This is a genomic window from Mycobacterium sp. PTI7 (genome assembly GCF_056679845.1).
Window position 1 is genome coordinate 3,811,991 of record NZ_CM155252.1, and the last position, 20,055, is coordinate 3,832,045.

Annotated in this window: 22 protein-coding genes; 8 read left to right on the forward strand and 14 right to left on the reverse strand. The window is 70.3% G+C overall.

What is annotated here, in order from left to right:
* Positions 1–132 precede the first annotated feature (132 nt).
* The gene (locus AC1MEY_RS18330; protein ID WP_480226854.1) at positions 133–528 is read right to left on the reverse strand and encodes a sterol carrier family protein; all 396 of its coding nucleotides are present in this window, start codon (positions 526–528) and stop codon (positions 133–135) included.
* A gap of 74 nt (positions 529–602) precedes the next feature.
* Here AC1MEY_RS18330 and AC1MEY_RS18335 point away from each other — a divergent pair, with 74 nt between their 5' ends.
* Positions 603–1,028: a PPOX class F420-dependent oxidoreductase gene (locus AC1MEY_RS18335; RefSeq protein ID WP_480226855.1), complete on the forward strand. Its 426-nt coding sequence runs from the start codon at positions 603–605 to the stop codon at positions 1,026–1,028.
* On the opposite strand, the gene AC1MEY_RS18340 is transcribed toward AC1MEY_RS18335, so the two are convergent.
* The 4 genes from AC1MEY_RS18340 to AC1MEY_RS18355 all read right to left on the reverse strand — a co-directional run bounded on the left by AC1MEY_RS18340 (position 1,025) and on the right by AC1MEY_RS18355 (position 6,102).
* Positions 1,025–1,636 (reverse strand): Rv0804 family intramembrane glutamic endopeptidase, encoded by a 612-nt coding sequence (locus AC1MEY_RS18340; RefSeq protein WP_480226856.1) that lies wholly within the window; start codon positions 1,634–1,636, stop codon positions 1,025–1,027. The two genes, AC1MEY_RS18335 and AC1MEY_RS18340, sit on opposite strands and share 4 nt — an antisense overlap.
* Complete coding sequence (locus tag AC1MEY_RS18345; RefSeq protein ID WP_480226857.1) at positions 1,636–3,360, reverse strand: alpha/beta hydrolase; 1,725 nt, start codon at positions 3,358–3,360, stop codon at positions 1,636–1,638. The genes AC1MEY_RS18340 and AC1MEY_RS18345 overlap by 1 nt, the downstream gene beginning before the upstream one ends.
* The gene (gene purL, locus AC1MEY_RS18350; RefSeq protein ID WP_480226858.1) at positions 3,357–5,663 is read right to left on the reverse strand and encodes a phosphoribosylformylglycinamidine synthase subunit PurL; all 2,307 of its coding nucleotides are present in this window, start codon (positions 5,661–5,663) and stop codon (positions 3,357–3,359) included. The genes AC1MEY_RS18345 and purL overlap by 4 nt, the downstream gene beginning before the upstream one ends.
* A gap of 91 nt (positions 5,664–5,754) precedes the next feature.
* Entirely contained in the window at positions 5,755–6,102 is a 348-nt protein-coding gene (locus tag AC1MEY_RS18355) for a VOC family protein (RefSeq protein ID WP_480226859.1), read from the reverse strand.
* A 20-nt stretch (positions 6,103–6,122) separates the two neighbouring features.
* On the opposite strand from AC1MEY_RS18355, the gene AC1MEY_RS18360 reads away from it, so the two are divergent.
* Positions 6,123–7,076 (forward strand): ribokinase, encoded by a 954-nt coding sequence (locus tag AC1MEY_RS18360; RefSeq protein ID WP_480226860.1) that lies wholly within the window; start codon positions 6,123–6,125, stop codon positions 7,074–7,076.
* On the opposite strand, the gene AC1MEY_RS18365 is transcribed toward AC1MEY_RS18360, so the two are convergent.
* From AC1MEY_RS18365 to AC1MEY_RS18375, 3 genes are all read right to left on the reverse strand, one after another.
* Entirely contained in the window at positions 7,050–8,306 is a 1,257-nt protein-coding gene (locus AC1MEY_RS18365) for a M18 family aminopeptidase (protein ID WP_480226861.1), read from the reverse strand. The genes AC1MEY_RS18360 and AC1MEY_RS18365 overlap by 27 nt on opposite strands.
* Before the next feature lie 113 nt (positions 8,307–8,419).
* Positions 8,420–9,154, reverse strand: a complete 735-nt coding sequence (locus tag AC1MEY_RS18370; protein WP_480226862.1) for a hypothetical protein — start codon at positions 9,152–9,154, stop codon at positions 8,420–8,422.
* Positions 9,057–9,917, reverse strand: a complete 861-nt coding sequence (locus AC1MEY_RS18375) for a hypothetical protein (protein ID WP_480226863.1) — start codon at positions 9,915–9,917, stop codon at positions 9,057–9,059. Before AC1MEY_RS18375 ends, AC1MEY_RS18370 begins: the two co-directional genes overlap by 98 nt.
* 179 nt (positions 9,918–10,096) lie before the next feature.
* Here AC1MEY_RS18375 and AC1MEY_RS18380 point away from each other — a divergent pair, with 179 nt between their 5' ends.
* Positions 10,097–11,110 carry a Dyp-type peroxidase gene (locus AC1MEY_RS18380; protein WP_480226864.1) on the forward strand — a complete coding sequence of 338 codons (1,014 nt, stop codon included), beginning with the start codon at positions 10,097–10,099 and terminating at the stop codon, positions 11,108–11,110.
* A complete protein-coding gene (locus AC1MEY_RS18385) occupies positions 11,110–11,907 on the forward strand; it encodes a family 1 encapsulin nanocompartment shell protein (protein WP_480226865.1) in 798 nt (265 codons plus the stop codon). The genes AC1MEY_RS18380 and AC1MEY_RS18385 overlap by 1 nt, the downstream gene beginning before the upstream one ends.
* A 3-nt stretch (positions 11,908–11,910) precedes the next feature.
* On the opposite strand, the gene purQ is transcribed toward AC1MEY_RS18385, so the two are convergent.
* Both purQ and purS read right to left on the reverse strand, forming a co-directional pair.
* On the reverse strand, positions 11,911–12,585 hold the full coding sequence (gene purQ / locus AC1MEY_RS18390; RefSeq protein ID WP_480226866.1) for a phosphoribosylformylglycinamidine synthase subunit PurQ: 675 nt from the start codon (positions 12,583–12,585) through the stop codon (positions 11,911–11,913).
* Positions 12,582–12,821, reverse strand: a complete 240-nt coding sequence (gene purS, locus AC1MEY_RS18395; RefSeq protein WP_163795118.1) for a phosphoribosylformylglycinamidine synthase subunit PurS — start codon at positions 12,819–12,821, stop codon at positions 12,582–12,584. The genes purQ and purS overlap by 4 nt, the downstream gene beginning before the upstream one ends.
* A gap of 60 nt (positions 12,822–12,881) precedes the next feature.
* On the opposite strand from purS, the gene AC1MEY_RS18400 reads away from it, so the two are divergent.
* Entirely contained in the window at positions 12,882–13,532 is a 651-nt protein-coding gene (locus tag AC1MEY_RS18400; RefSeq protein WP_480226867.1) for an MBL fold metallo-hydrolase, read from the forward strand.
* Positions 13,532–14,137, forward strand: coding sequence for a hypothetical protein (locus AC1MEY_RS18405; RefSeq protein ID WP_480226868.1), 606 nt, complete (start codon positions 13,532–13,534; stop codon positions 14,135–14,137). Before AC1MEY_RS18400 ends, AC1MEY_RS18405 begins: the two co-directional genes overlap by 1 nt.
* A gap of 1 nt (position 14,138) precedes the next feature.
* On the opposite strand, the gene AC1MEY_RS18410 is transcribed toward AC1MEY_RS18405, so the two are convergent.
* From AC1MEY_RS18410 to AC1MEY_RS18425, 4 genes are all read right to left on the reverse strand, one after another.
* On the reverse strand, positions 14,139–14,843 hold the full coding sequence (locus AC1MEY_RS18410) for a DUF2334 domain-containing protein (RefSeq protein WP_480226869.1): 705 nt from the start codon (positions 14,841–14,843) through the stop codon (positions 14,139–14,141).
* Positions 14,844–14,913: 70 nt separating this feature from the next.
* Positions 14,914–15,402 (reverse strand): glutathione peroxidase, encoded by a 489-nt coding sequence (locus AC1MEY_RS18415; protein ID WP_480226870.1) that lies wholly within the window; start codon positions 15,400–15,402, stop codon positions 14,914–14,916.
* Positions 15,399–17,531, reverse strand: a complete 2,133-nt coding sequence (locus AC1MEY_RS18420) for a S9 family peptidase (RefSeq protein ID WP_480226871.1) — start codon at positions 17,529–17,531, stop codon at positions 15,399–15,401. Before AC1MEY_RS18420 ends, AC1MEY_RS18415 begins: the two co-directional genes overlap by 4 nt.
* Positions 17,528–18,418, reverse strand: coding sequence for a phosphoribosylaminoimidazolesuccinocarboxamide synthase (locus AC1MEY_RS18425; RefSeq protein ID WP_480226872.1), 891 nt, complete (start codon positions 18,416–18,418; stop codon positions 17,528–17,530). Before AC1MEY_RS18425 ends, AC1MEY_RS18420 begins: the two co-directional genes overlap by 4 nt.
* Positions 18,419–18,447: 29 nt before the next feature.
* Between AC1MEY_RS18425 and AC1MEY_RS18430 the strand changes: the two genes are divergently transcribed.
* Both AC1MEY_RS18430 and AC1MEY_RS18435 read left to right on the forward strand, forming a co-directional pair.
* On the forward strand, positions 18,448–19,065 hold the full coding sequence (locus AC1MEY_RS18430) for a hypothetical protein (RefSeq protein WP_480226873.1): 618 nt from the start codon (positions 18,448–18,450) through the stop codon (positions 19,063–19,065).
* Positions 19,066–19,160: 95 nt separating this feature from the next.
* Positions 19,161–20,033, forward strand: coding sequence for a DUF559 domain-containing protein (locus tag AC1MEY_RS18435; protein WP_480226874.1), 873 nt, complete (start codon positions 19,161–19,163; stop codon positions 20,031–20,033).
* Positions 20,034–20,055: the final 22 nt, after the last annotated feature.

A 20,055-nucleotide genomic window follows, 5' to 3' on the forward strand; every position in this document is an offset into this window, starting at 1 on the left:
TCCCTGGGGCTGTGGGTGACGACGTCAGTCTACGGTCTGTGGCCGCCCGGAGCGCGAATCAGTCGGGCAAGTCACGTCGTCGGTCGGCGTGTCCAACGACGGCGACGCGTGTCGGCATTCCCGCGGGGTGGCTCAGGGCTTCTCGATCGCCACCAGCGGTAGCCACGCGGCGATCTCGGCGGCCCGCGATCCCGACGCCAGGACCGTCCCGGCCGCGATCGCCGCGGGCACGGTCTGCAGTCCCGTCGCGAGCAGCAGCCAGGTGCGCGGGTCGGTCTCCACGACGTTGGGCGGCGTGCCGCGGGTGTGCTTCGGCCCGGCGATGCACTGCACGGCGACGAACGGTGGGATGCGGACCTCGACGCTCGCGCCGGGGGCGGTGGCGGCGAGGGTGCGCGCCGTCAATCGCACGGCCTCGGCGAGCGCGCTGCGCTCGGGTGCGGGCGCGGTGTCGTCGTGCAGCCAGCCGGTCAGTGCGGCGACGGCCTCGCGGGTCTTCGCGGGGTCCGCGACGTTTCGGGGGGCCATGCGTCGAGTCTCCCAGGGGTTGGTCCCGTCGCGACGCTTGACCTCAAGTGGCATTCAGGTCCTACCGTCGCGGCATGTCCTTCAGAACGCACGAAGTCGAGTACATGAGGCGCGCCGACCTGGGCCGGCTCGCCACCGTCAAACCCGATGGGACACCGCAGAACAGTCCGGTCGGGTTCACCTTCAACGAGGACCTGGGCACCATCGACGTGCACGGGTACCAGATGTCGTCGAGCCGCAAGTACCGCAACGTCGGCGTGCATCCGGCCGTCGCGTTCGTGGTCGACGACATCGCCTCGCGGGACCCGTGGCGGGTGCGCTGCCTGGAGATCCGCGGGACGGCTGCTCAGGTCCGGCTCGAGTCCGCGCGCAGCGAACCCAACGGCGACGCACTCGACACCGCGATCATCCGGATCACGCCGACGCGCATCATCGGCTTCGGCATCGACGATCTCGAGACCGAGCCGCACCTGATGGTGGCCGACGCCCGCGACGTCTAGCGGCGCTTGACCCACAGCGCCGCGACGGCGCCCGCCTCGTTGATCGCCAGGTGCGCGAGCATCGGGGCGGCGAGGCTGCCCGATCTACCGTGCAGCCAGCCGAACGCCCAGCCCGCCACCGCGGTGACGGCGACCGTTCCGACCACCGAGTCGCCCGCCGACCGCGCGTCGGCGACGTGCTTGCCGCCGAACGTCGCGGCCTGCAGCACCCGGCCCCACCGCCTGCCGAAGGCCGCGTCGGTCAGGGCGCCGAGCGCGCCGCGGAAGGCGGCCTCCTCGCTCCACACGGTCCCCACCGGGATCCGGTAGAGCAGCCACTCGGTGACGTCGTCGGGCACGTCGCTTTCGGCCATGCCGCGGCGCACGGCCGGCACCAGCGTCGAGCCGGCCACCGCCGAAGCCACGACACCCACGACCGGCGTGCCCCAGCGCAGCCCGCGCCACAGCGTGGGCGGGGTCAGGCCGAGCGGTGCGCGGGTCGCGCGCACCAGCACCGCGGCGAGGACTGCCTGCACCGCCGCCAGAGCCCGCGGCGGGATCCTCGGCGCGACGAGGCCGCTCCACGCCAGCAGGGCGGCTGCCAGGGCGAGCGCACGAAGCCTGTGCATCAGTACTCCGGGTTGTCGGGCGTGTGGGACTGCTCGATCGACACCCGCACGCGTTCGGTGTCCTCGGCGGTCCAGCCGTCGGGCGCGATCACGGCGGCCCAGCCGTCGAGCACCGAGTCGCCGTAGTTGTGCCCGTGCCCGCCGGGCACCCCGGACGCGTTGGTCATGTCGGCGCTCACCTGCCAGAACGTGACGATCGGGTACCACCGCATCGAGGAGGTGCGGTCGGCCCCGGGCGGTTCGACGAGCCAATCCGGCCGGGAGAACAGCAGATTGGGCGACCACCAGACGATCGGGTCCGACGCGTGCTGCAGGAACAGCACCCGTGTGCCGTCCCACGGGCCGGCGGCGATGCGGGCGATGTCGTCGGAGTCGGCGGCCTGCGTGAAGCGCACCGTGCGCCCGTTGTCGTAACGCGGCTCGACCTCCCGGGTGCCCGGGTCGCGGCGCACGACCAGCCCGCTCCACAGGGAACTCTCGTGCGGCGGCCCCACCCACAGCACCGCCGAGAAGTCCATCGCCGCGATGTCGGGAAGCCAGCCGAACGCGCCCTGCCCCGCCATCGAGCCCAGGCTCTCGCCGTACAGGACCAGCTCGGGTCTGCCGTCCGGCGGCAACTCGGCCCACCGGTCGTGCACGGCGTCGATCAGCATGCGGCCGGATTCGACGGACTTGTCCTGGTCGCCGAGGAACGAGATCCAGCTCGGCAGGTACGAGTACTGCACGGCCACCAGTGCGGTGTCGCCGTTGTACATCGTCTCGATCGCCCGTGCCGCAACGGGATTCACCCAGCCGGTGCCCGTGGTGGGCACGACCACCAGCAGCGCGCGGTCGAACGCGCCGGTGCGTTCCAGTTCGCGGACCACGACGTCCATCCGCGCGGCGTCGGTGTCCGCCGTCTGCAGACCCGCGTAGACCCGGATGGGCTCCTTGGCGGGCCTGCCGTTGATCCGCACCAGCTCGTCGGCGTCCGGACCGGTGGCGACGAAGTTGCGGCCCTGGTACCCGAGGGTGTCCCACGGCGCGAACGACGCCGGGCTGCCCGATCTCTCGGGTGCCTCGGGTTGCGCCACGCCGTCGCGGGTCGTCGAGTTCTGCGGCTGGAAGACGGCGCTCGCACCGGCGAGGAACCCCCGGAAGAGCACGCCGTTCACCAGCAGGACCAGGAGCACCACCACGACGGACGCACCGACGAACAGCGCGACCTCGTGGTGCAGGTGCCAGCGCCGGATCAGCATGCGGGCCAACACCTTCGCGGCGTCGAGCACGATGCGCGACACCCCCACGCAGACCGCACCGACGGCCACCGACGCGATCAGGGTGCGCAGGTAGGCCGGGGTCTCGGGACCCTCGATGCCCATCAGCGCCGACACCTGCCGCTGCCAGGCCGACGCCGGTACGAGCGTCAGGAGTGCGGCGCCGACGGACAGCACGACGACGGCGACCTTGACGCGGTTGAGGATCCGCCTCGGTGGCGGCCACCACCGACGGTGCCGGAGCACGACGCGGTGGAGGAACTTGCCCACCAGGACGCCGATCGCGTACCCGATCGAGGCGTTGACGCCGCCGATCAGGCCCTGGAAGAGCCAGTCCCGGGGCAGCAGGGACGGGGTCAGCGACAGACAGAAGAACAGGGCGCCGAAGGGCACGCCCACGAAGTCCAGTCGGAGCAGGCCCCAGGCCCAGACCAGAAGCGGGTGTCGGGTGTGGGCCGGGGGCCTCACCCGAAGAGCTCGGGGAGCACGCCCTCCGACGTGCGCCGCAACTCGTCCAGGCTGACGGTGAACTGGCCCTGCACCTCGACGGCGTCGCTGCCGTCGTCGACCACGCCGATCCGCTCGGCGGGCAGCCCGCGCGCCTCGCACATCGCCCGGAACCGGCTCTCCTCGGTGCGCGGCACCGCGACGAGCACGCGGCCCGACGACTCGGAGAACAGCGCGGTGAACGGGTCGGCATCCTCGGGCAGGATCAGCCGGCAGCCGGTCTCACCCGCGAGCGCGGCCTCCACGACGGTCTGGATCAGGCCGCCCTCGCTGAGGTCGTGCGCGGCGGACACCAGTCCGTCGCGCGACGCCGACACCAGCACCTCGGAGAGCAACTTCTCGCGCTCGAGGTCGACGGCGGGCGGCAGTCCACCGAGGTGGTCGGCGGTGACCTGCGCCCAGACGGACCCGTCGAACTCGTCGCGGGTGTCGCCGAGCAGCATCAGCGTCTCGCCCGGTTCGACGCCGAGGCCGGTCGGGATGCGGCGCGCCACGTCGTCGAGGACGCCGAGCACGCCGACCACGGGGGTCGGGTGGATCGGCGTGGTGCCGGTCTGGTTGTAGAAGCTGACGTTGCCGCCGGTGACCGGGATGCCCAGCGTCACACAGCCATCGGCGAGGCCACGGACGGCCTGGCTGAACTGCCACATCACACCCGGATCCTCCGGCGAACCGAAGTTGAGGCAGTTGGTGACGGCGACCGGCGTCGCGCCGGTGACCGCGACGTTGCGGTACGCCTCGGCGAGCGCGAGTTGCGCACCGGTGTACGGGTCCAGCTTCGTGTACCGGCCGGACGCGTCGGTGGCGATCGCGATGCCGCGGCCGGTCTTCTCGTCGATGCGGAGCACGCCGCCGTCGGCGTGCTCGGCGAGGACGGTGTTGCCGCGCACGTAGCGGTCGTACTGCTCGGTGATGAAGGCGCGGCTGCACAGGTGCGGGCTGCCGAGCAGTTCCAATAGCGTCGCGCGCAGTTCCTCGCCGGTGCGGGGCCGCGGCAGGTGTGCGCTGGTGTCGGCGTTGAGGTGGTCCTGGCTGGCGGGCCGCTCCACCGGGCGCTCGTACACCGGACCCTCGTGGGCGACGGTGCGCGGCGGGACGTCGACGACGGTTTCGCCGTGCCAGGTGATCTCGAGGCGGTCGCCGTCGGTGACCTCGCCGATGACGGTGGCGAGCACCTCCCACTTCCGGCACACCGCCATGAACTTCTCGACGTTCTCCGGTGCGACGACGGCGCACATGCGTTCCTGAGACTCGCTCGACAGGATCTCGGCCGGCGTCATGTTCTTGGCGCGCAGGGCCACCTTGTCCAGCTCGATGGACATGCCGCCATCGCCGGCTGCGGCGAGTTCCGAAGTGGCGCAGGACAATCCAGCTCCACCGAGATCCTGGATGCCGATCACGACGCCCGCCGCGTACAGCTCGAGGCAGCACTCGATGAGCACCTTCTCCATGAACGGATCGCCCACCTGGACGCTGGGCAGCTTCTTGCGACCCGGGCCCTCGCCCTCGTCGCCACCGAAGGTCTCGCTCGCGAGCACCGAGACGCCGCCGATACCGTCCAGGCCGGTCCGCGCACCGAACAGGATGATCTTGTTGCCCGCACCGGAGGCGAATGCCAGGTGCAGGTCTTCCTTGCGCAGGGCGCCGACGCACAGCGCGTTGACGAGCGGGTTGCCCGCGTAGCACGGGTCGAAGATGGTCTCGCCGCCGATGTTGGGCAGGCCCAACGAGTTTCCATATCCACCGACTCCGCGCACCACGCCGTCGAGGACCCGGCGGGTGTCGGGGGCGTCGGCCGCGCCGAACCGGAGCTGGTCCATCACCGCGACGGGGCGGGCGCCCATCGCCATGATGTCGCGGACGATGCCGCCGACGCCGGTGGCCGCGCCCTGGTAGGGCTCGACGTAGGACGGATGGTTGTGCGACTCCACCTTGAAGGTGACGGCCCAGCCGTCGCCGATGTCGACCACACCGGCGTTCTCGCCGATGCCCGCGAGCATCGAGGAACGCATCGCCTCGGTGGTGGTCTCGCCGAAGTAGCGCAGGTGCACCTTGGACGACTTGTACGAGCAGTGCTCGCTCCACATGACCGAGTACATCGCGAGTTCGGCGTCGGTCGGACGGCGACCCAGGATCTCGCGGATCCGGTCGTACTCGTCGTCCTTGAGCCCTAGTTCGCGGAACGGCTGAGGCTGATCGGGGCTCGCCGAGGCGAGCGAAACGGTGTCAACTGCGGGGGCGGATTCGGCAAACCCAGACGTCACGAAGACAGTTTAGGTGTTCGGAGGCCCGCGAACGAACGACGGCCGTTCGCGGTGCACCCGGCGGTGACGCCCGTCACCGCCACACCCGCCGCTACTGGCCCGCCACGCAGAACGCGTTGCCCTCGGGGTCGGCGAGGGTCACCCACTCGAACTCCGCGCCGAAGCTGTTGCGACCCAGATCGGTGGCGCCCGCGGCGACGAGCCGGGCGACCTCGGCTTCCCGGTCGGCGGCGTGGAAGTCCAGGTGCACCTTGTTCTTGCCGGGCGTCGGATCGGGCACCCGTTGGAACCCGAGCGTCGGGCCGTTCGGCCGGGCGATCATGACGAATTCACCCGGGGCGACGGCGTTCACCTCGCCGCCGACGGCGTCGGCCCACCAGGCGGCGAGCGTGTCGGGGTTCTCGCAGTCGAACGTGACCATCTCGATGTCAAGTGCCATGTCCGGCACGCTAACCGATCGTGCCGACACACCGGCGCGGGATTGACGGGCCGGGTTGCGGGCACACCGGCGGCATGGGCGTGGTGGTCATCGGACAGATCGGTCGCGATCTGGTGATGCGCGTCGACGAACTCCCTGCGGCCGGTGGAACGGCCTCCAGTGGCGAGCGTCGCGAGATGATGGGCGGCAAGGGGGCCAACCAGGCGGTGGGGCTGGCCCAGCTGGGGGTGCCGACGGCGCTGATCGGGGTCGTCGGCGAGGACATCCAGGGCGCGGCGCTGCTGCGGCAGGCCACGCGGGACGGCATCGACGTGTCCTGTGTCGCCCGGCGCGGTCCCACGGCGCTGCTGCTCGACGTCGTCGACGGCGGAGCGACGCGACTGCTCGTCGAGGACGTCCCCGACACGTCGCTGGTCACGATCGACGACCTGGACCGCTGCTCGGCGCTGTTCCGCACCGCCGACGTGGTCAGCATCCAGTCCCAGCAGCCGGCGGCCACGGTGCTCGCCGCGGCGCGCCACGCGTCCCGGCTGGGCGCCCGGGTGATGGTCGACGGCGCCCCGGACACCGACGACCTCGACGGCCTGCTCGCGTCGGTCGACGTCCTGCGGGCCGACGCGACCGAGGCGGAACTCATCGGGGGCACCGCGGTGCGGACGGTGGACGACGCGACCAAGGTCGCCGAGCAGCTGCTCGGCCGGGGACCGGACCTCGTCGCGCTCGCCGTGCCGGAGGTGGGCGACCTGCTGGTGTGGGACGGCGACAGCGCGCTGTTCCCGCACGCCGACGTCCCCGTCGTCGACCGCACCGGTGCCGGCGACGCGTTCATGGCCGGGCTGGTGACGGCGTTGCGCCGCGGCGACGATCCGCGCCGCGCCGGTGAGTTGGCGTCGGCGGCGGCAGCGTCGACCGTGCGGCGACTCGGCGGCCGTCCGGACCTGTCGGGGCTACTCGGGCGCCAGGAAGGCTTGTAGCGCAGCCGAATACGACGCCACGTCCGCGGCACCCATCAGTTCGCGGGCGGAGTGCATCGCGAGCTGCGCCGCGCCGACGTCGACGGTCGGGATGCCGGTCCGTGCGGCGGTCATCGGCCCGATGGTCGAGCCGCACGGCAGGTCGGCGCGGTGTTCGTAGCGCTGCAGGGGCACGCCGGCCTGCTCGCACGCCAGCGCGAACGCCGCCGCGGTGCGCCCGTCGGTGGCGTAGCGCAGGTTCGGCTGGACCTTGAGCACCGGTCCGGCGTTCACCTCGATCAGGTGTCCGGGCTCGTGGCGTTCCGGGTAGTTCGGGTGGGTGGCATGCGCCATGTCGCCCGACGCGACCATCGATCCGGGCAGCCGCCGCAGGAAGTCCTCGCGGGTGCCGCCCGCCGCGAGCGTGATCCGCTCGAGCGTCGTCAGCAGCAGGTCGGACTGCGCGCCGTGATCCGACGTCGATCCCACCTCCTCGTGGTCGAACAGCACCAGCACCGGGACGTGGGCGTCGGGTTCGGCGGCGAGGAAGGCCTCGAGTCCGGCGTAGCAGGTGCCCTGGTTGTCCAGGCGCGGCGCGCTCACCAGGTCACCGTCGGCGCCGACCAGTCGGGACGGCGTCAGGTCGTGTGTCATGAGGTCGGCGGCGAGGACGTCGCCGGGGTCGACGCCGGCGCGCTCGGCGACGTGACCGAGGAAGTCGCCGGGGCCGTCACCCACGCCCCACACCGCGTTGACGTGGCGCTGCGGGTTGAGTTCGACGCCCTTGCGGTCCTCGGAGAGGTGGATGGCGAGCTGCGGGACTCGCAGCAGCGGGTCGTCGATGCGGACCAGGAGATCGTCGACGGTGTTGCCGTTGCGCACCGACAGCCGGCCGCTGAGCCCGAGGTCGCGGTCCAGCCAGGAGTTGAGCCACGCCCCGCCGTAGGGCTGCAGGGCGACGATGCGCCAGCCGGTGCCGTATCGGTCCGGGTGCTGCTTGACGCGCAGGTTCGGGCTGTCGGTGTGGCCGCCGACGATGCGGAACGGGACACCAGCGCCGGCCGTCTTCCAGGCGATCAGCGAGCCGGCCCGCACCGTGAAGTAGCGCCCGCCGTCCGCCGGCCAGGCCGCTGCTTCCGAGAGTTCGACGAACCCCTCGTCGACCAGTTGGGCCGCCACCGTGGCGCACACGTGGAACGGCGACGGCGACGCGTCGATGAACTCGCAGAGGCTCTCGGGACTGGCTGCCATCCCCCCATCTTCGCGCCTCCCCCGTTCGCGGGTCACCTCCACCGGCGAGCGTGCGTGTCTGCGGGCGACACGCCGCGCGGAAACCGGAGTTCACGCACGCTCGGCGGCGGTGGTCAGCGGGTCAGCAGACTTTCTTGGAGGCGCTGCGCGGCCGTGCCGTCGACCAGTTCGCCGCGCGCCACCGGGTACCGCCAGTAGAAGTCGAGGAACTCTCGGAGGACCGCGCCGTTCGCGGTGAACAGCGACGTCGACATGCGCAGCGCCTTCTTCTCGGAGATCACCAGCGCAACCGACGACGGCGACCGCCGCCGCGCGCGCGGAGGCTTGTCGGTGACGTCCCAGATCGCGTCCCAGCGAGACGATCGAACTCGCCATCCCTGGGGCAGCTCGACCCCGTCTGGTGTCAGGCGGAGGTACGTACTCGCACCCCACCGGACGTAGCCCCACACCAGGGGGGTCATCGCGATGGCCAATACGACGCCGACGAGCCTCAGGGCAACACTCAGCCACGCCGGTATCGCAGACCACTCGCCGTACGGCCAGGTGATGAGGACGTAGGCAAAGTTGACGACCACTCCGAGTAACCCGATCCCGAACGAGATGTCGAGCAGGCGGTCGGGCCGGATGGTCGTTCCGGAGGCGTCGACCTGCACGCGTGGCCGAACGCGGTCCGATCCGTATCTGAGTGCCCCGGTCGCGAATCCGACGTTGAATGCCGTCAGCGCGACGAACTGGATCGCCAGGCGATACTCACCGCCGGCGATCAGGATCACGGTCCCGGCCGCCATGAACAGGCCGACGACGCCCCCCAGCACCCCGCCGGCGATCGCCACACCACGCGACGTCACCGCTCCCCACCCCGCCGTGCGCGCGATGAGCCGGGTCATCACGCAGGCGCTCTGCGGCGCGACCGTCGACGAGTTCATCGCGGGCATCCGGATGCCGCCAGTAGAAGTCCACCAGGTCTCGCAGTGCAGCCCCATGCGACGTGAACATCTCGGTCCTGATGCGGAGTGCCTCCTCGCCGGAGACGGCCACCGCGAGCGACCCGCGGATCGCCCATCGTCCGCGAGGGGGGTCGTACACGACATCACGGATCTGGTCCCAACCGGCCGATCTCGTCCGCAGGCCCCTTCCCACGTCGACACCGGCCGGCGTGAGGCGCAGATGCGTGCTGGCACGACGACGAACGAACCCCATCAGCGACAAGCAGATCAGCACGCCAACCAGGACGCCCGTGATCCGCACGCCCGCGACGAGCCACGTCGGCACGGCGCGCTGCCAGTCAGCCGACGAGGTCGTGGCCCACACCCACGCGAACGCGACGTTCACGCCCATTCCCAAGACGGCGATCCCCAGTGATACGTCCAGCAGGCGATCCGGCCGGACCGTCGTTCCGAGGCCGTCGACCTCGGCGCGTGGCCGAACCGCGTTCGACCCGTACTTGGCCGACGCGCCGGCCAGTCCGAGGCTCACTGCCGTGAGGGCCACACCTTGAATGGCCGGCAGGTACTCACCATCGACGACCACCAGCACGACGACGAACGCGAGCACCAGCCCGACCACCCCCGAGAGCACCCCGCCGGCGACGATCAGCCCACGCAGGGTCATCGCCGCCCCGCCACACAGTCCATGTCAGCCCCCGCCGTCAGTCCTTCGGACACGGTCTCACCCCGGACAATTTCCGCGCTAGTCCGTTAGTTATCCGAACCAACGACACCGCTGGGTGCTAGCCGCCATCTTTCGATCTCGACCGGCGTCCGGGCCGATCATCGCGCTACTGTCCACGTGTGGTTGATCTTGTTGCACAGCCGGTGCTCGCGCCGCTGACCCCGGCGGCGATCTTCATCGTCGCCACGATCGACGACGGCGGCGAGGCCACGGTGCACGACGCGCTCGGCGACATCTCGGGGCTGGTGCGCGCCATCGGGTTTCGCGATCCGACCAAGCACCTCTCGGTCGTCGCGTCGATCGGCTCCGATGCGTGGGACCGGCTGTTCACCGGACCGCGGCCCGCCGAACTCCACCCGTTCGTCGAGCTGACCGGCCCCCGCCACCACGCCCCGTCGACACCGGGCGATCTGCTGTTCCACGTCCGCGCCGAATCGCTCGACGTCTGCTTCGAGCTGGCCAATCACATCGTCGAGGCCATGGCCGGCGCGATCACCGTCATCGACGAGGTGCACGGGTTCAAGTTCTTCGACAACCGCGACCTCATGGGTTTCGTCGACGGCACCGAGAACCCGGACGGCCCGCTCGCGGTGAGCGCCACCCAGATCGGCGACGAGGACCCCGACTTCACGGGCGGCTGCTACGTCCACGTCCAGCGCTACCTGCACGACATGGGCGCGTGGAAGTCGCTGTCGGTCGAGGAGCAGGAACGCGTGATCGGCCGCACCAAGCTCGACGACATCGAGTTGGCCGACGACGTCAAGCCGCCCAACTCGCACCTGGCACTCAACGTGATCACGGACGAGGACGGCAACGAGCTGAAGATCCTGCGGCACAACATGCCGTTCGGCGAGGTGGGCAAGGGCGAGTTCGGCACCTACTACATCGGGTACTCGCGAGCGGCCTCGGTGACCGAGCGGATGCTGCGCAACATGTTCATCGGCGACCCGCCCGGCAACACCGACCGCATCCTCGACTTCTCGACCGCCGTCACCGGGACCCTGTTCTTCACCCCGACGGCCGACTTCCTGAACGACCCACCCGATCTCCCCGGTGCCGCCGCGTCGGCAACCGAACCCACTCCCGCGTATGCCGGCTCGCTGTCGATCGGCAGCCTGAAAGGACGACCCTGATGAACAACCTGTATCGCGAACTGGCGCCGATCACCGACGAGGCGTGGGCCGAGATCGAGGAAGAGGCCACGCGAACCTTCAAGCGGCACATCGCCGGTCGGCGTGTCGTCGACGTCAGCGAGCCCGGTGGCCCGGTCGCCGCGGCGGTGGGCACCGGGCATCTGCTCGACGTCGCCCCGCCGGGGGACGGCGTCGTCGCGCACCTGCGGGAGGCGCGGCCCATGGTCCGTCTGCGGGTGCCGTTCACGGTCGGCAGGGTCGACGTCGACGACGTCGAGCGCGGCGCGCAGGACTCCGACTGGGACGCGGTCAAGGACGCCGCCAAGCGGCTGGCGTTCGCGGAGGACCGCGCGATCTTCGAGGGCTACCCGGCCGCCGCGATCGACGGGATCCGCAAGGGCAGCTCGAATGCGCCGGTGGCGCTGCCGGACGACCCGCGCGAGATCCCCGACGCGATCGCGCAGGCGCTCTCGGCGCTGCGGCTCGCGGGCGTCGACGGGCCGTACAGCGTGCTGCTGTCGGCCGACGTCTACACGAAGGTGAGCGAGACGACGGCGCACGGCTATCCGATCCGCGAGCACCTCAACCGGCTCGTCGACGGCGACATCATCTGGGCGCCCGCGATCGACGGGGCGTTCGTGGTGTCGACCCGCGGCGGCGACTTCGATCTCCGACTCGGCACCGACGTCTCGATCGGCTACCTGTCGCACGACGCCGACACCGTCCAGCTGTACCTGCAGGAGACGTTGACGTTCCTCGACTACACCGCCGAGGCCGCGGTCGCGCTCACTGCGTAGGGCTCAGGCCGTCAGCACCGCGTCGAGCGCGGACAGGAAGATGCCGAGTCCGTCGTCGGACGGCCCGGTCAGCGCCTCGGTGGCGTGCTCGGGGTGCGGCATCAGGCCGACGACGCGGCCGTTGGCCGAGCTGATGCCTGCGATGTTGCGCTGGGAGCCGTTGGGGTTGTCGCGGTAGCGGAACACCACGCGACCCTCGCCCTCGAGTTCGTCGAGCACCTCGTCGCTCGCCTGGTAGCGGCCCTCGCCCGACTTCAGCGGCACCAGGATGTCGGCGCCGGCGTCGTAGCGGGTGGACCATGCGGACTCGCTCGACGCGACCTCGAGCCAGATGTCCTTGCACACGAAGTGCAGTCCGGCGTTGCGGGTCAGCGCGCCCGGCAGCAGACCCGCCTCGCACAGCACCTGAAAACCGTTGCAGATGCCCAGGACCGGCATCCCCTTCTCGGCGGCGTCGATCACCTCGCCCATCACGGGCGCGAACTTTGCGATGGCGCCGCAGCGCAGGTAGTCGCCGTAGGAGAACCCTCCCGGGACGATGACGGCGTCGACACCCTTGAGGTCGGCGTCCGCGTGCCACAGGTCGACGGGCTCGGCACCGGCGAGCCGCACCGCGCGGGCGGCGTCGACGTCGTCGAGCGACCCGGGGAACGTGATCACTCCGACGCGCGTGCTCATTCCGACTCCCGGTGCACCGAGAACTCCTCGATGACGGTGTTGGCGAGCAGGGACTCGGCGATCTCGTTGAGCGCGGCGTCGCTGACTGTGTCGTCGACTTCGAGTTCGAACCGCTTGCCCTGCCGGACATCCGAGATCCCCGAGTGGCCGAGACGGCCGAGGGCGCCGACGATCGCCTGCCCTTGCGGGTCGAGGATCACGGCCTTAGGCATGACGTGGACTACAACCCGGGCCACGGGCGGCTCCTTCTGAGGAAGATTGGTCGGTCTCGACTCTACCGGCGGCACAATGGAGGGATGCAATTGACGCATTTCGGCCACTCCTGCCTGCTCGCCAGCTTCCCCGACGGTTCCGGCGACACCACCGTCCTGTTCGACCCGGGCAACTTCTCGCACGGCTTCGAGGGCATCACCGGACTGTCGGCGATCCTGATCACCCACCAGCACCCCGACCACGCCGACGTCGAGCGTCTACCGGGGCTGATCGACGCGAACCCGCAGGCCAAGCTGTACGCCGACCCGATGACGGCCGCCCAGCTCGGCGACTCCTGGACCGCCGTGCACGCGGGCGACGCGTTCGACGTCGGCCATCTCGCGGTGCGCGGCGTCGGCGGCACGCACGCCGTGATCCACCCCGAGATCCCCGTCATCGACAACATCTCCTACCTGGTGGGTGACGGGGATCACCCGGCACGGCTCATGCATCCGGGCGACGCGTTGTTCACTCCGGGCGAGCCGGTGGACGTACTGGCCACCCCGGCGGCGGCGCCGTGGATGAAGCTCTCCGAGGCCGTCGACTACCTCCGCGCCGTCGCGCCGACGCGCGCCGTGCCGATCCACCAGGCCGTGGTGGCCAAGGAGGCGCGCGGCATCTACTACGGCCGGCTGTCGGAGATGACCGACACCGACTTCCAGGTGCTCGACGAGGAGCGGGGCACCGCCTTCTGATGGCCGAACGCGTCGTCTTCACCGGCCACATCGCGGGCTTCGGCACGCGGTCGGGCGTCCGGTTCGTCGTCGGGTCGTGGCTCCAGTCCCCGTTCGGCCGCTTCGCCGACGTCATGGTGGAGACCGCGGACGGCGTCCGCACCCTGCTCGCCCCGAGCCAGGAGGTCGCCGACTTCGTCTCCGCCACATACACCTTCGACCGGATCGAACTCGGCGCGGTGACCGTCGAGCACTCCGACGACGGGTTCGACGTGACCGGCCCGGGCCTGCGCGTCACCGGCACGCTCGGCGCACCGGCGCCGTTCGACTGGCTGCTGAGGCTGGTACCCGCACCCCTGTCGCGCGCACCACTGTGGCTGCGCATGATCGATCCCATTGCATCCCGGATGATCTCGGGCGTCCACACCGCCGGCAGCGCGGGCAACGGCCGCCGCGAGTACTACGGGGTGCGCCGGACCCGTCGCATCGCCGTGGTGCGTGGCCGGTTCGGCGACGTCGACCTCGGCGGTGTGGCCGAGCTGGCGCCGCCGGTGCGGTTCGGCTTCTCGTCGGCACCGCCGACACCGCAGCTGGTGTCGGTGACGACGACGATCGATCTGCCCTGACTCAGGCGGCGTCGGTCAGCGCGGCCCTGGGCTGCCAGCGGTACACGCTGGGGACGCAGCCGTGCATGACGGCGAGGTCGACGGCGTCGAGCACCGCCTGCCGCGGGCCGGGCCTGCTCAGGTGGTTCGCGGCCACCGCGATGCGCACGGTGCCCGACCGGCGGGCGGTCCGGTCGGCGGCCAGCACCAGCGTGCGGCACCACCACGGCTCGGTCAGGAATCCCTCGCCGATGCCGAGCACGCGTGCCCGTTGCGTCGAGTCGCGGACCAGGTCGGTGACGCCGTTGACGCCGGCGAGCAGTCGAAAGCCGTTGCGGGGCAGCGCGGTCACCGCACCCTGGGACACCGTCCAGCCCGGCGCCGCGAACAGTCGCGTGCGCAGCCCGAGGTGCTCGAGCACGCGGTCGGCACCCATCAGGCGCAGGTTCGCCTCGTGCGCCTGCAGCGTGGCGAATTCGCTGCGGCGCTTCTTGGTGGCCGCCTCGTCGTAGCCGTGCAGCACGATGGCGTCACCCGCGGTGCGGCGTCGGATCAGCCAGTCGACGGTCGCGGCGTCCTCGTCCAGGCGGTAGCCGCCCTTGTGCCGCGGCGCAACCAGGAACGATGCGGGGACGTCACGCCGAGCGAGTTCGGCGCGGAACTCCTCCACGTCGGCCATGGTGCGGTCCCTGATCCCGGATATCGAGACGATCAGCTCTCCAGCCACGCCCGAAGTGTCGCAACGCGAGATGTCCGACGGGTGTCGTACACGTGCGCGGGAAATGACCGTTCAGTGTTCAGCGAGGCACGACGGCCTCGATGGCGTTGATCACCTCGACGGCGTCGGGCTCGGTGCGCGGCCGGAAGCGGTTGACGACGGTGCCGTCGGGGGCGACGAGGAACTTCTCGAAGTTCCACTGGATGTCGCCCGCCTCACCCTCGGCGTCGGCGACTCTGGTCAGCTCGTCGTACAGCGGGTGGCGGTCGGCGCCGTTGACGTCGGTCTTGGCCAGCAGCGGGAACGTCACCCCGTAGGTGGTGGAGCAGAACTCCTGGATCTCCTCCGCACTGCCGGGCTCCTGCCCCATGAACTGGTTGCAGGGCACCCCGACGACGGTCAGCCCGCGGTCGGCGTAGCCCTCGGCCAGTTTCTCCAGCGCGGTGTACTGCGGTGTCAGCCCGCACTTGGACGCGACGTTGACGATCAGCGTTGCGCCGTTCGACAGGTCGGCCAGCGTGGTGTCCTTGCCGTCGAGCGTGGTGAGGGCGATGTCCTTGAGAGTCACGACGTCGACGCTAACACCGGGTCCTGCAGGCCACCATGGTTCTCGGGGTCCGCGGTGGCCAGCACCCAGGCGTACTGGAACGCGGCCTCCTTCCAGCGCTCGTACCGTCCGCTGATCCCGCCGTGCCCGGCGACCATCTCCGTCTTGAGCAGGACCGATTCCACGTTCGAGTGGCGCAGTGCCGCAACCCACTTCGCGGGTTCGACGTAGTACACGCGGGTGTCGTTGAGCGACGTCATCGCGAGGATCGACGGGTACGCCTTGGCCTCGACGTTCTCGTACGGCGAGTAGGACTTCATGTACCGGTAGACGTCCTCGTCGGCGAGCGGGTTGCCCCACTCGTCCCACTCGGTGACGGTCAGCGGGAGCGACGGGTCGAGGATCGTGGTGAGCGCGTCGACGAACGGCACCTGCGCGAGGATCCCGGCGAACGCGTCGGGCGCCATGTTCGCGACAGCACCCATCAGCAGACCGCCCGCGCTGCCACCGAGGGCCACCAGGTTCTCCTCCCGTGTGAGTCCACTGGTGACGAGATGCCTTGCGACGGCGATGAAGTCGGTGAAGGTGTTCTTCTTGTTCAGCAGCTTGCCGCCCTCGTACCAGGGCCTGCCGAGTTCGCCGCCGCCGCGGACGTGCGCGACCACGAACACCATCCCGCGGTCCAGCAGCGAGAGTCGCGCGATGGAGAACCTCGGGTCCTCACAGGACTCGTAGGCGCCGTAGCCGTAGATCAGCGCCGGCGCGGGGAACTGCAGCCCCGCCCGGTGGATGATCGAGACCGGCACCCGCGCACCGTCCTCCGCGACGGCCCAGTCTCGCCGCTCCACGTACTCGTCGGGACGGTAGTCGCCGAGGACCGGCTGCTCGCGCAACAGGATTCGTTCGCCGGTCGCGAGTTCGATGTCGTAGATGCGCAGCGGCACCACGAACGACGTCGTCGCCACCCGCAGCAGCGGCGCCGACCAGTTCGGGTTGCCCGCGAGGCCCGACGACGTCAGCTCGGTCTCGAACGTGACGTCCTCGGCGTGGCCGTAAGTGCCGTCCGCGTGGATCGGCCACAGCTGGATCTTGGGCAGTGCCTCACTGCGGTAGCTCACCACCAGCAGCCCGTCGAACGCGTCCACCCCGTCGAGTCGGACGTCGTCGCGGTGCTCGATGAGCGTCCGGAAGGCGGTCGGATCGCTGACCGGGGCGTCGACGAGGGTGAAGTTCACGGCGCCGTCGTTGTGCAGTATGAGGAAGCGGTCCTCGCCGCCGACGACGGCGTGTTCGGCCGAGTACTCGACGAGTTCGCGGCGCGGCAGGATCGGCGTGAACGTCGCCTGCGGGTCGGCGGCGTCGGCGTACAGCATCTCCGACGTCACCGAACTGCCCGCGGCGATGAACAGGTACTTGTCGCTACGCGAGCGGCCGACGCCGATGAAGAACCGCTCGTCGGGTTCGTGGTACACCCGCTCCCCCGGCTGGCCGGAGCCGAGCCGGTGGCGCCAGATGGTGTCCGGGCGCCACGCGTCGTCGACGGTGACGTAATAGACCGTCTGGTTGTCGGCGGCCCAGGTGGCGCCGGCACCGATCCCGGCGATCTCGTCGTCGTACACGTCGCCGGTGCGCAGGTCCTTGAACTTCAGCGTGTAGCGCTCGTCGCCGAGGACGTCGACGGAGTACGCCAGCGTGTGCCCGTCGATGCTGATCGTGGCGGCGCCCATCGAGAAGAACTCGTGGCCGTCGGCTTCGACGTTCTCGTCGAGCAGCACCTGCTCGCCGCGGATCTCGGTGTGCTCGTCGAGCTGCGGCGGCGTCCAGTCGTCCCGGTCGGCGACGGGGCAGCGGCAGTGCACGCCGTACTGCTTTCCCTCGAAGCTGCGGCCGTAGTACCACCAGTCGCCGCGGCGGGTGGGCACCGACAGGTCGGTCTCCTTGGTGCGGGCCTTGATCTCGTCGAAGATCTTCTGCCGCAGCGACTCCAGCTGAGCAGTCGATTGCTCGGTGTGGGCGTTCTCCGCCTCGAGGTAAGCGATCACGTCCGGGTTGGACTTGTCGCGCAGCCACTCGTAGTTGTCGACGAAGACGTCGCCGTGGTGTTCCCGGCGGTGTTCCACCCGCTTGGCGATCGGTGGGGTACCGGTCATGAAGCTGTCATCCAATCGTCGAACTTGAGTCCTGAAATGCGTTCGTAAGCTTCGATGTACCGCGCGCGGGTGGCCTCGGCGATGTCGGGGGGCAGCGGGGGCGGCGGAGTGTCGCCATGCCGGTCCCAGCCGGACTCGGGGCCCGTCAGCCAGTTGCGGACGAACTGCTTGTCGAAGCTCGGCTGCACCTCGCCCACCTGGTAGGTGTCCGCTCGCCAGTAGCGTGAGGAGTCGGGGGTGAACACCTCGTCGGCCAGCACCAGCTCGCCGTTGGCGTCGACGCCGAACTCGAACTTGGTGTCGGCGATGATGATCCCCTTGCTCAGCGCGTGTTCGGCTGCCTGGGCGTAGATCTCGAGGGTGCGGTCGCGCAGCTCGGCGGCGCGGTCGGCGCCCACCAGTTCGACGACCCGCTCGAAGGTGATGTTCTCGTCGTGGTCGCCGATGTCGGCCTTCGACGCCGGCGTGAACAGCGGCGTTTCGAACTTGCTCGCCTCGGTCAGGCCCTCGGGCAGGGGGATGCCGCACACCTCGCCCGTCGCGCGGTAGTCGATGATGCCCGACCCGGTCAGGTATCCCCGCGCCACGCACTCGACGGGCAGCATCTCCAGCCGGCGGACCACCAGCGCCCGGCCGAGCACCTCGGCGGGGATGCGCTCGTCGTCGGGCGGGCCGGCGAGGTGGTTGGGGGCCTGCAGGTGGTCGAAGAAGAACACGCTCATCGCGGTGAGGATGCGGCCCTTGTCGGGGATGCCGCCGTCGAGCACGAAGTCGTAGGCGGAGATGCGATCGCTGGCCACGAACAGCAGGTGATCGGCGTCGACGTGGTACAGCTCGCGCACCTTGCCGCTCGCCAGATGGTCGTAGTCGCTCAGAGCTGGGCGCATTCGGCAACACTATCTGCTGGGATCAGGGCATGAGTTCTCGCTACGTGCCGTACGCGACCACGCCGGGTCGCCTGCTCGTCCAGCTGATCAGCGACGCCGTGGTGGTGTTCTGGTCGGCCATCTGGGTGTTCGTCGGCCTCGCCGTGCACTCGGCGGTCGCGACCATCGCCGAGGTGGGCCGACAGGTCAACGACGGCGCCAACGGCGTCGCGGGCAACCTCAACTCCGCCGGCGACAACGCCGACGACTTCCCGCTGGTGGGCGACGCGCTGGCCAAGCCGCTGCGGGCGGCCAGCGACGCCGCACGCGACATCGCGGGCGCGGGGGCGAGCCTCGATTCGACGGCGTCCTGGCTGGCGGTGGTGCTGGCGCTGGCGGTCGCCGCCCCGCCCATCCTGTTCGTCGCGATGCCGTGGCTGCTGCTGCGCATCCGGTTCTTCCGCCGCAAGTGGGTGGCGATCACGCTCGCGGCCACCCCGGCCGGCGAGCAGCTGCTCGCGCTCCGCGCCCTGGCCAACCGCCCGCTGGGCAAGCTCGCGGCGGTCAGCATCGACCCCGTGGGCGCCTGGCGCCGCGACGACGCGATCGCCATCCGCGGCCTGGCCAACCTGGAGCTGCGCAGCTCGGGGATAGCCCGCCGCAACTAGCGATTTGTGGAGTATTTCCGGCGCTCACCGCCGGTGAAACTCCACAACTCACGGCGGACGGAACCGATCCGACCACCACTCGCGTCCAAGCTCACGTGCCACTTGCCCTTGACGACTACCTCAGAGACCACGACGGCGTCATCACCCTGGCACACGCCCGCACCGCCGGCCTCAGCCAAGACGCCGTCAACCGTCTGGTCCGATCGGGGCGGTGGCGACGGTGCACCAACGGTGTCTACTTCGCCGAAGATCACCAGTACACCGATGCCGCCAGAGTCCGTGTCGCCGTCTGGAGCTACGGCCGGGAAGCGACCGCAAGCGGATTGGCTGCCGCATGGTGGCTGGGCATCGCAACGCTCGCCCCCGATCAGGTCGAAGTCACCGTGCCGCGCGACCGTCGGCTCTGCCACCGCCCGGGCACTCGGCTTCGACGTCGTGACCTTCGGAACCTCGATGTGATCGAGCGCCGCGGCCTGAGGGTGACGTCGCTGGACCTCACGATCGTCGAAGCGGCCGCGCGGCGTGGCGGCGGAGCGAAGCTCTTGGACACCGGGCTGCAGCGGCACCACACCGACATGCCGCGCCTGTGGCGTGCGCACCTGCGAAACTCGGGCCGCCACGGCGCCCCTCGCTCCCGCCGCCTGCTCAGAGCGGCGGACGGTGGCGCGAGATCCGAGGCGGAGCGAATCCTCATCCGCCTGCTGAACGACGCGGGCATCACGGGCTGGAGGGCCAATCTCCCCGTCGGTGGTTACGTCGTGGACGTCGGTTTCATCGTCGAGAAAGTGGCCATCGAGATCGATGGGTTTGCCTACCACTCGTCGTCGTCGGACTTCCAGAACGATCGAGTTCGGCAGAACCGACTGGTCTTGCTCCGCTGGCAGGTGCTGCGCTTCACCTGGCTGGACCTCACCGAGTACCCGGACCGCGTCCTGACGGAGATCCGGCGCGCGATTCGTGGAGACTAACCGGCGGTCAGCGCCGGAAATA

What these genes read in the sequence shown, in the direction of transcription:
- AC1MEY_RS18330 (WP_480226854.1), bottom strand. Translation starts at nt 528, where the DNA reads ATGGCCCCCCGAAACGTCGCGGACCCCGCGAAGACCCGCGAGGCCGTC.
- AC1MEY_RS18335 (WP_480226855.1), top strand. Translation starts at nt 603, where the DNA reads ATGTCCTTCAGAACGCACGAAGTCGAGTACATGAGGCGCGCCGACCTG.
- AC1MEY_RS18340 (WP_480226856.1), bottom strand. Translation starts at nt 1,636, where the DNA reads ATGCACAGGCTTCGTGCGCTCGCCCTGGCAGCCGCCCTGCTGGCGTGG.
- AC1MEY_RS18355 (WP_480226859.1), bottom strand. Translation starts at nt 6,102, where the DNA reads ATGGCACTTGACATCGAGATGGTCACGTTCGACTGCGAGAACCCCGAC.
- AC1MEY_RS18365 (WP_480226861.1), bottom strand. Translation starts at nt 8,306, where the DNA reads ATGGCAGCCAGTCCCGAGAGCCTCTGCGAGTTCATCGACGCGTCGCCG.
- AC1MEY_RS18375 (WP_480226863.1), bottom strand. Translation starts at nt 9,917, where the DNA reads ATGACCCTGCGTGGGCTGATCGTCGCCGGCGGGGTGCTCTCGGGGGTG.
- AC1MEY_RS18385 (WP_480226865.1), top strand. Translation starts at nt 11,110, where the DNA reads ATGAACAACCTGTATCGCGAACTGGCGCCGATCACCGACGAGGCGTGG.
- purQ (WP_480226866.1), bottom strand. Translation starts at nt 12,585, where the DNA reads ATGAGCACGCGCGTCGGAGTGATCACGTTCCCCGGGTCGCTCGACGAC.
- AC1MEY_RS18400 (WP_480226867.1), top strand. Translation starts at nt 12,882, where the DNA reads ATGCAATTGACGCATTTCGGCCACTCCTGCCTGCTCGCCAGCTTCCCC.
- AC1MEY_RS18405 (WP_480226868.1), top strand. Translation starts at nt 13,532, where the DNA reads ATGGCCGAACGCGTCGTCTTCACCGGCCACATCGCGGGCTTCGGCACG.
- AC1MEY_RS18420 (WP_480226871.1), bottom strand. Translation starts at nt 17,531, where the DNA reads ATGACCGGTACCCCACCGATCGCCAAGCGGGTGGAACACCGCCGGGAA.
- AC1MEY_RS18425 (WP_480226872.1), bottom strand. Translation starts at nt 18,418, where the DNA reads ATGCGCCCAGCTCTGAGCGACTACGACCATCTGGCGAGCGGCAAGGTG.
- AC1MEY_RS18430 (WP_480226873.1), top strand. Translation starts at nt 18,448, where the DNA reads ATGAGTTCTCGCTACGTGCCGTACGCGACCACGCCGGGTCGCCTGCTC.